Below are 9,660 nucleotides of genomic sequence, written 5' to 3' on the forward strand. Positions count from 1 at the left end.
GTCCACCCCATCCGGCCGGCGCGAGGATAGTCGAACCTTTCTTCGGTTAGGGTGCCCTCAGTTCGAAGATCATCCGGCGCGCCCGGAGACACGCCGGAAATGTGCGATATATGCTGATGAACCGGCACGCTCGTTCGATTGTGCCGACCTTTGTCGGGTAATCTCGATACAAGGAGTTCTTGCGGCGTAGTACGGCCTCGGCCGGGCGATCCCCCGGACAGGAAGTGCCGCACCACAAGTTCTCCGGGTGTCCACGTTTGCAGGCGGGACCCGCTGCACGGGACTACAGTTCGCGTGGCGGCGTCCGTAACGAAGCACCACATCATCCATAGTGATCACTGCAGCATCGGGGAGCAGCCATGTCCGAGGAACTGGACGACATCGGCCGGGAAACCGCGGCCATGATGAGGACAATGTTGCAGCTTGCGACGCTCGTCGCCTTGCGGACCCGCGAGCGTGGTCAGAAGGAAGCCGAAGCGCGCGTCAAGCTCACCGAAGCCAGGCTCAAAGAGGCCAAGGAATTGCAGCTGCGTGAGGCTCGTGACGCGAAGGCCAAGGATCCGCGCAACACCGAGCTGGCCCGGCTGATCGAGAAGCCGATCGCGGACAAGGGCGTGTCGCTGGAGAAGGACCGCTTCTCCGCGCAAGCCGAGGCATCCCGGATGGCGGCCAACGCCGCCGCCAAGCCGGCTTTGCAATACGACTCCCAGGAACGCCGCATGGCGATCGCGGCCCACCTGGCCAAAATGGGTGTCGCACCGGAGCTTGCCGCGGTACGGATGCTGATCGAAGTAGGGCAGGCACAACCGCCGGGTGAGGCCGTACGCTCCCGCCCCGACGAGGCGCCGTCGGTCACCAGGGCCAGGGAACAGGAATCCCGCGGCCTGGAACGCACAAGGTAGCCGGACGAACGAACGCCCGCCGGATTCCGGCGGGCGTTCGTCTTTCTCGAGCACGAGAACGGCTGGGACGCAGACGCTTACGTGCGGAAGTCACCGACCGTGGGATCGCCGAACATACCGTGTTGCGGCGACTTCAGGGGCAGCGGGCTGAGCATGTCCTTGTGGCCGTTGCGCACACTGCAGTACTTGAACGGCCCCTTGGGGTCGAACAGCTTCGACATGTGCGGGTCCGCGTGGTCGAGGAACCAGACGCTCAATCCGGTTCGCCCGTCCAGCCGGTAGTGCTCCCAGGCGCGCCACAACGCGTCCAGCCGGGCGACCGCCTCGGCGTGCTGCCACCACTCGGGGCACCACACCGTGTCGCTGAGATCGGTGACCTGCCGCCGATAGACCAGGCTGAGGTAGTTCTCGACGAACTCCACCACGCTCGCGTAGATCATCGGTTGTTGCTGCTGTTCGGTCACAGCGGCCGAACCTCCTCGACTTGTCCGTATTCCGGCGGCGGCGTCGACTTGCTGAGCGAGGGCGCGCCGATCAGATCGGTGATCTCCGTCTTGCGCTGCGGATCGTGACGCGAGATGGACTGTTTCACGTCCGCAGCGTACTCACCCTCCCACCAAGGCACCGTTCGGATGAGCACCGGCGGCGCACCGGAGGGGAACAGGATGGCCCGGCCACGCGGCAGCGTCGCGAGGGCGTTGACCGAGAACGTCTTGGACGAGCCCAGCGAGCGCGAATAGCTCTTGCCACCCTTGGATTCGGAGACCGACTGCGAGATCGCGTCGTATTCGCCGAGCACGTCCGAACGCTCCTGCAGGAATTTGGTGTCGTCCACGCCGCTGCCGAGCACTTTGATGTTCGCCGCCGACCACAAGGCGTTCATGCCGCTCTCGCCCCAGCAGCGGGCCCCCTGCGCCCAGGATTGCAGCACCGTCATCACGACGATGCCGCGTGAGCCGAAGTGGCTGTACTGCTTGGGCAGGTCCTTCCAGCGCACCACGTTGGCGGCCTCGTCGAGCACCGCGAGCATCGGAATCGCCAAGCGCCCACCGGCCGATTGCGACGCCTTGCGCATTGCCACGTCGACCACCGCCTCGGTGAGCGCACTCACCAGGGGCGCCGCAGAGCCGCGGCCTTCCAGCGACAAGCTGTAGAGCGTGCCGTTGTTCTCCAGGAACTCCAGCTCGTCGAACTCCCTGCGATCGCCGCCACGGGTGATCCACGGGTGCACGTTCGACAATTTCAGGCACCGGATCATCTTCTTGGCGGTGCCGAAGATGCCGCTGCGGGTGCGTGGATCGGCGTTGTACTGCGAGGACAGGCCCGAGGCCGTGTAGTGGTGGCGGGCGGCGCGCAGGAGCTCGATGGGCTCGGTGTCCTGTGGATTGGTCACCCACTCCCACACCTGCACGATCGGCCTGCTGCCGTTGCGATCGCCGACCGCGGCGGCGAGGAACAGTCCGGCCAGCAGATCCTCGGCCTCGGGATCGAAGAACGCGTCGTGGTTGCTGTCGCTGCCGTCGTCGCCGTCGGCGAAGTGCCCCGCCAACCGGGCCGCGCGCATCTCGCACCCTTCGCGCTTGGCATCCACCCAGGACAGGGGATCCCAGAACCAGGTGGTCTCTTCGCCCGCGACGCCCTGCGGATCGAAGACGAAGGTAGGACTTCCCTTCGACTCACGGACATCCCGGGTCGCGTCCACCACGTCGCGCTTGTTCGAGGTGGCAAGCACGGGGCCGATCGCGGTGAGGATCGCGGGGATCACCCGGGACGTCGACTTGCCCTGGCGCGGGCCCCAGATGTCCAGGTGCAGATCCTCATACGAGCCGTAGAGCATCACGCCGTCGGCCACACCGACACCGATCGGCACGCCGGGAGCGTCGTCGTAGCCGAGTCGCACGCCCAGCTGCTGGGCCTTCTCCCGGACGCCCGCCTCGGTGAGCATCGAGATCGCCCCGCCGTTGCCCATCACGTCGGCCTTGTCGTCCACCGGCAGCCTGCCCTTGGACCGGCGCTTCTGCAACTCCTTGCGGATCACCAGGTACGCGACCACGCTCAGGATCACCAGCAACACGATCGCCGTGGCCGCACCAGGCCATTGCAGCCTGCCCCGCGCCAGATCGGCCGCGATGGCGATCGGATTGAACGGGACTTTCTGCGGGCTGCCCGCGAGCAGGTTGCCCAGATGCAGCGCGAGCCAGAGGGTTCCGAAGATCGCGAAGCCGGCGTAGGTCAGTAGCAGGCTGACGTCGGGTCCGGGTACGGCCGGATCCGTCACCTTTTTCTTCTTCGCCATGTGTGCCTCCTGGGTCGGCCGTCCGGTACGGAAAGCGGGTGGTCAGCGGAATGCGTCGAGCCGCCAGCCGTCGGGTGTGCGCACGACGGTGGCGATCACCGTCGCGGGCGGCAGCGGCTCCTTGCGTCCGTCCGGATAGACGACGGTCTGCTCGATCCCGATCTTGAACTGCTGGACGTTCGGGTCGCTGAGAGCGGGCGGCTTCTCACCGGACGCGAACGTGAACGCCTCCACGCGTGCCCCCTCCCTCGCCCAATCCGCCCACTGCAGCGTCGACTTCGGCGTCTCCACCGCGGTCGGCGCCGCATCCAGCATACGAATCAGACTGGGGCCGAGAAACTTCCGCGCCCGGCCCAGGGAAGCGCCCTCGGTCTCGGAAGCGGGTTGCCAGCTGTAGATCTCCCGCAGCGCCGCGACCGCGACACCGTCGGGCGTCACCGGATCTGGGGCGGGCACGCCCTCCAGCAACCGGGGTGTGGACGTAGCGGGGTGCGCCGCATCGGATCCCGTGTCCGCGCGGTCCGCACGGCCACAGGCCGCACCCAGCACCGCGATGCTCACCACCAGCATCACCACCAGTTTCGCGCGTGCATTCGCTCTATCCCTCCAGGCTAGCCGCACCGCGGGGTGTCGCGGCAGTCCCGCCGCCGCGTGTTCGGACCCGTCACCGCTCACAGCACCCTCCTCGCCCGTCCGTCCCCCGGCACCGCGACTTCCGAAACGCCGCCCGCCGAGCGGGCGTTCGCACCTGGCACGGACTGGATCATCCGACCGTTGCCGACGTAGATGCCGACCTGCGCAGGCCCGCGGGGACCGAACGAGCTGAACACCAGATCGCCCGGCTGCGCTCTCCGCATCGGCACTTCCGCACCCGCCTCCCACTGCTGTTCGGCTGTGCGCGGCAGCGTCACCGCGCCGGAGGACGCCGCGAACACCGCCGCCGCGGTCAACCCCGGTCCGTCCAGTCCCCCGCCGCTCGGCCCCTGGGGCCCGCCACCGCCCCAGACGTACGGGGTGCCGAGCCACTCGTTGGCGGCCTCGACGATCTGGTCACCGGCCGAACCCTGTCCGGGAGTGAACCGGCCGAGCGAACCCGGCGCTCGGTATTGCGCTTCCATCGTGAGGATGTTGCGCACATACGGCTGGGTCTCGGCGTAATGCGCGGCAACCTGGTTCGGCATACCGCCGGACGCCAGGACCGCGCCCTCGCCCGCGTTGTAGGCCGCCAGTGTCAGCGCGACGATGTCGCCCTGCACCCTGCCCTCGGCCTGCCACTGCTGGATCTTGTGCGCGATCGCGCACATATAGCGCCCTTGACCGACGATCGCGTCACCGTCGTCCCACACACTGGCCACGCCGTTGCCGTCGGCGTCGATCACATACGGCCTGCCGTCGTCGGGATCGATGCTCACCGCGGTGGTCGGCAGGAACTGCGCAAGGCCCTGGGCACCGGCGGGCGAAGTCGCCCCGCGCCGGAAACCGGACTCCTGCCTGCCCTGCGCGGCCAGCAGCGAGGGCGTGATCTGCGGACAGAGGGAACCCGCACGGCGGTACCAGATCTCCAGTTCTTGCGGCACCTTGCCCGCGGCCAGCGCGCCACCGACGGTGCCGAAACCCAGGCTGCAGCGGGGATCGCTGGAATAGGCGCGCGCACCGCCGACGTCCGGGGTCGGCGCGCCGTCCAGCCAGGGCAACGGGTCGATCTGTCGACCGCCGGTGAACCGGCCGCCCGGAACGATCTCGAAATGCAGATGGGGGCCGCTGGATTCACCCGCCGAGCCGACCGCGCCGATGTGCTGCCCCGCGGTCACCGTGTCGCCCGGCCGGACCAGCACGCCGGAGTCCCACATGTGGCCGTAGACCGCCGAGTACGAGCGGCCGTTGGTGTCCACCGAATCGACGACGATCCAGTTGCCGAATCCCGACGCCGGGCCGGCGGCGACGACACGGCCGTCGGAGACCGAGAAGATGGGCGTACCGTCCGGCGCGGCCAAGTCGACGCCCTTGTGCGCCCCGCCCCGCGCGCCGAAGGTGTCCGAGACGGTGAAGGTTCCGGTGGCCATCGGCAACGTGCGGCGCAGCGGGCCTACCCCCGCGGCGAGCGAGGGCGTGGCGGTCGCGGCCGGGTTGGTCTGTGTCGCGCCGGGGCCGGTGGTCGCGGCGGCGCGCCGATCGCCCGGCGCGTAACCGCCCAGCGGCGGAAGCGCCGACTGCGAACCGAGCACCGAGCCGCCCTCGCAGGCGTCGTCCACGGAGGGCATGACGATGACCAGCACGATGGTCATCAGGCCGAGCACCGCGCCCAGCGCCGTCCACAACGCCGTTTTGCCGCTCATCGCCGCACTCCGGCATCGTGCCGCGCGCAGCCCGGGTTCACGTCCGGCGCCGGGCTTCGTTGAGAGTGTCGGCCAACGTGCGGTTCATCTCGGCGGCGGCCGCCAATTGCTGTTGCAGCAGAGCCACTTTGCGCCGCAGCGCGGTCGCGTCCATCCGTTCCAGACCGGGGCCTTCGGCCGCGCGCACCCAGTTCCGCACCGAGTTGGTGTGCACACCGATCTGTTCGGCGACCACGCGGCAGGCCTCCGATTCACTGCGCAGCTTGCCGGTCAGGGCGATGACCTGTTCCACCGCCGCTTGGCGGACCTCCGGCGAAACGCGACGGTAGGACCGGTGCGGCATCATGCGGCACTCCCCGGTGAATCCGTTCCGCGCGAGGTCGACTCGGTGAACTCGCTGAAGCGCTGGTTCGTGTCGTGGATCCCGCTTTCCTTCTCCGACAGCGTGAATTCCATGTGGAACGGGATGCCGGGCCTGCGGTCCTCACCGATCTTCAGCAGGAATTTACCGGTGCCGGGCGGGGACGGCCGCTGCTGCCCCGGTTTGAGCGCCTCGCCGGTCAGCGCTTGCGGTGCGGACCATCCGGTCACCATCTCCTCCTCGGCCGATGTGAACGGAACCGTGCTGTCCAGCCGTTTGATCTCCTCGGCGGGAAGCGCACCGAAGATCTTGGCGCGCGCCCGCTCGAGGAAACCGAGCGCCTTCGCGATGGCGGCTTCCGAGCCGAGCGCTTGCAGGTCCTTGATGGTGTGGCTGATCATGATCAGCGCGGTGGCGATGCCACGCTGCAACCGGGTGAGCTCGTCGACGCGGTCGACCATGAAGTCGCCGAGGCCGAGCACCTGCCACAGCTCGTCCATCACCACCTGGAAATAGCGCTGCGGGCCGAGTTTCGCGTCGGCGAGCACATGCGCGGCCTCGACCGAGGCGAACCCGTCGGCCCAGCAGGCCAGCATGACGGCGGCCTTGAGCTTCTTGTCGCCGGTCGGGATGTGCGAGACGTCCATGCACACCGCGACCGCGCTGGTGTCGATCGGCACGGTGGTCTGGCCGTTGAAGACGGCGCCGAACGGCCCCTGGGTGAGCGCGCGCAGCGAGCGGCGCAGCCCCTTGATCGCTTCCATGTACTCCGCGAGGTCGTCGGCCCCCGCGTCCAGCATCAATTCCTCGCCGCCGCCGACGATCACCTCGAGCAGGTTCTCCATGATCGGCGGCTTGTCCGGCGTGTATCCGCTACCCGGCCGGTAGAGGATGCGCAGCGCGGTGGAGATCAGCGTTTCCTCGTAGTCGCGCACCCGGTCGCCGCGCACCAGTTCGACCAGGCCCGCGATCAGTGTCACCTGCCGGGCCCGCAGGTCCTGCAACACCTGCAGTTGCAGGGCCGGGAACTCTTCCAGCCGTGGAACGACCGCACCGAGAACGCCCGCCGCGAGCGGGTTGAGCTTGCCGTGCCCGTAACCCAGGTCGATCACCTGCCCACCGACCAGTTCGACCATCTTGCGGTAGTCCGGTTTCACGTCGGCGAGGATCAACGGGGTGATCCCTTGGGCGATGCCGCCGAGCACGATCCGGCGAACCAGCGAGGACTTGCCGAAACCGTTGAGGCCGAGCACGAACAGGCTGGGCGCGGTGATGAAACTACCGCGCATGAACCAGTTCATCGGGTCGAAGCACACCGGCGCCCCGGTGTGCAGATGCGAACCGAGGGGCGTGCCGATCAGCGGCGCGCCCGCGCCGACCGACCAGGGCCACAGGCCGGCGACCTGAGCGGTGGTGGCGCGGTACTCGACCGGGCGGCCGACCACGTTCATCCGGCCGCCGCCCGGGCCCGCGTAACCACGGTCGGTGAGTTGCGCTGTGCTGCGGTCGAAACCGTCCTCGATCGTCTGCTCCGCGCGCGCGGCGTAGTTGCGGCGGCGGATGTCGTCGGTGCGGACCCGGAACTGCGCGATCGCCGCCCGCAGGCCACTGCCCTCCCGGGCGATCATCTCCAGCTTGGCGCGGGTAGCGTCATCGAGCAGCGGCGGCCCGGACTGCTTGCGCCGATCCGCCTTCGCCTTCGCGCGGCGGGCCGCCTTGTCCGTGTTCGGTGCGCCCATGGCGCGGTCGGCGGTGTAGTCGACCTTCGCGGGCCGGGCCACGCGGCCGTTCCTGGCGCCGTTGCGATCCGGCCGCGCGGCGATGCGCTCGGTGACCGCGTCGCGGGACATGCGCGAGTTCCGCTCGCCGCGAGACCGTTCGGCGTGCGCCCGGTCGGCGCGCGCACCGTCGGGCCTGCCCGCGCCCGATCGCGCGCGCCGCTCGGCCGCCCGCCGGTCGGACGCGTCCACGCCCGACCGGTCCTCGCCGTTCACTCGCGCCGAATCCCGTGCGGGGCGCCGCCGCTCGGGCCGCTGTCCCCACTCGTCCCGGCCGGATTGCTCGAGCCGCCTGCGGCGCGCGTCCTCGTCCCGTTCCCGTACGGGTGGCTCGTAGTCCCGTGCCATGAATCGCTCACCCCGCCAGTGCCTTCGGAATAGTCGCGTGTTCCGGCAGGATCACTCCGCACCCGAGGGAGGCCGCGAAGGCCGCCGCCTGGTAGCGGTAGCACCGCCGAATCTTCAAGCGCGCCTGCGTCGACAGGTCGCGCGTGATGGCTTCGATGCGCGGCAGGTCACCGCGCAAGGGCTCGGTGATGGTCACCAGAGCCCCGAAGCGGGTCACACCGTGACCCCTGGCCTGCTCTTCGCGGGCCTGCTGAGTCGCGCCCACCCGCAACGTCGCCGCCGCGGACACGACCCCGCGTTCGCTCTGTTGGGCCACCAACGCGTTCTTGAAATCGTCGTCGACGATTTCGGCGGCGTCGGCGGCCGAGTGCGGACGGTACACGATCGCGATACGTTTGCGCGGGACTTCGGGATTCGGCGCGAGCAGCCGCTGCAGCACCCGCTCGTCGACCGCGCCCTCCGGCGCCGCGTCCATCTCCCAGGTGACCGAGCGGCCCCCGTCGTGCACCAGGTGATCCCACTTCTCGTCATGGGACACCGGGCCCGCGTCCGCCCAGTCCAGGCCGTGCCCCTCGGGTTCGCCCGCGGCCACTTCCAGGTCGGCCTGCGAAGCGGGGTCGTAACTGCGGCGGATGAAGGAGATCACCTCGTCGGCCGACATCGGCTGGGCGCGCACACCGGCTTCCGCGAGCGCGGCGCAGATGCCGGGCAGGCGACGGCCGATCTCGACGGCCTCCTCCGCCGGGTTCTTACGGCGCTCGGCGGTGGTGGCCTTGAACGTGATCGCCACCCGCGGCAGCAACTGCACCCGTTCCTGCGGCAGCTCGGTGGCCAGCTCGTACATCACCTGCTGGGCCAGCTCCGGCGCCTCCGGCCTGGTGATCGCGGAAACCTCGGTGAGCAAACGGTTTCCGGTCTCCGGCACGGTGTCGATGACCGGCACCACGGCGACGATGTCGCTGGTCTGGCCCACCGAGGCGAGGAAGGTGCCCCACGCCGAGACCCAGCGGTCGATCACCGGCTGGTCCACCGCCTCGTGGCCTTGCGGCCACGCGCGCAGCACCACCGTGTACTGGGCGAACTGCGGGAGGTGGATCATGCCGAAGCTGTAACCGCCCGCGTCGATGCCCTCGTACAACTTCGACGGCGCCAGCAGTCCGGGCAGGCGGGTGACGCCACCGGGGATCCGGGAGAAGCGGCCGCCGCGGTACACGTGCTCGCCACGACTGCGCGAGCGCATCCAGTTGAACATCATCAATCCCGTCTCGTAGCCCGAACGACCTCCGGTCCGCCACACCAGCGGGACCATCACGACGACACCGATGCCGCCGACGATCACACCCCACTGGAAGCCGCCGACCATCGCGGTGATCAGCGCCGTGATCACGACCGCGAAGCCGAGCACGGTTTCCTCCCAGCGCAGGCCGAAAAGGCCCGCGCTGCGCGGCTTCTGCCAGAGCCCGTACGAGCGCCGCTCGTAGGTGTCGGTGAGTGTCATCGCGGAATGGTGCTCCTCCCGAGGTCGGGTGAACGGTTCGTCCAGCGGTCGCCCGCGACGTCACCCATGGCTTGGTCGGCCCGGTTCAGCCCGCCGCTCGCGGCGCGCGCCGCGCCGATCCGGCCCGCCGTCCTGGCCGCT

General features: G+C 69.2%; 8 protein-coding genes. 1 reads left to right on the forward strand and 7 read right to left on the reverse strand.

All coding sequences use genetic code 11. The annotated features are described in order from the left end of the window. Positions 1-359 precede the first annotated feature (359 nt). A complete protein-coding gene (locus tag ON29_RS17785) occupies positions 360-902 on the forward strand; it encodes a hypothetical protein (RefSeq protein WP_040867639.1) in 543 nt (180 codons plus the stop codon). 77 nt (positions 903-979) lie between these two features. On the opposite strand, the gene ON29_RS17790 is transcribed toward ON29_RS17785, so the two are convergent. From ON29_RS17790 to ON29_RS17820, 7 genes are all read right to left on the reverse strand, one after another. Continuing rightward, entirely contained in the window at positions 980-1,366 is a 387-nt protein-coding gene (locus ON29_RS17790; RefSeq protein WP_236565231.1) for a DUF4913 domain-containing protein, read from the reverse strand. Continuing rightward, entirely contained in the window at positions 1,363-3,198 is a 1,836-nt protein-coding gene (locus ON29_RS17795; RefSeq protein ID WP_040867643.1) for a type IV secretory system conjugative DNA transfer family protein, read from the reverse strand. The genes ON29_RS17790 and ON29_RS17795 overlap by 4 nt, the downstream gene beginning before the upstream one ends. Positions 3,199-3,240: 42 nt before the next feature. Beyond that, a complete protein-coding gene (locus ON29_RS17800) occupies positions 3,241-3,768 on the reverse strand; it encodes a hypothetical protein (RefSeq protein ID WP_245548998.1) in 528 nt (175 codons plus the stop codon). 101 nt (positions 3,769-3,869) lie between these two features. Continuing rightward, positions 3,870-5,534, reverse strand: a complete 1,665-nt coding sequence (locus ON29_RS17805) for a peptidoglycan DD-metalloendopeptidase family protein (RefSeq protein ID WP_040867645.1) — start codon at positions 5,532-5,534, stop codon at positions 3,870-3,872. Between the two features lie 37 nt (positions 5,535-5,571). Beyond that, positions 5,572-5,880, reverse strand: a complete 309-nt coding sequence (locus ON29_RS17810; protein ID WP_040867646.1) for a transposase — start codon at positions 5,878-5,880, stop codon at positions 5,572-5,574. After that, the gene (locus tag ON29_RS17815) at positions 5,877-8,021 is read right to left on the reverse strand and encodes a putative type IV secretion/conjugal transfer ATPase (protein WP_040867647.1); all 2,145 of its coding nucleotides are present in this window, start codon (positions 8,019-8,021) and stop codon (positions 5,877-5,879) included. The genes ON29_RS17810 and ON29_RS17815 overlap by 4 nt, the downstream gene beginning before the upstream one ends. Positions 8,022-8,028: 7 nt before the next feature. Next, positions 8,029-9,519, reverse strand: coding sequence for an SCO6880 family protein (locus ON29_RS17820; protein WP_040867648.1), 1,491 nt, complete (start codon positions 9,517-9,519; stop codon positions 8,029-8,031). Positions 9,520-9,660: the final 141 nt, after the last annotated feature.

Origin of the sequence: Nocardia exalbida NBRC 100660 (genome assembly GCF_000308575.1) — a bacterium.
Classification (GTDB): Bacteria; Actinomycetota; Actinomycetes; order Mycobacteriales; family Mycobacteriaceae; genus Nocardia; species Nocardia exalbida.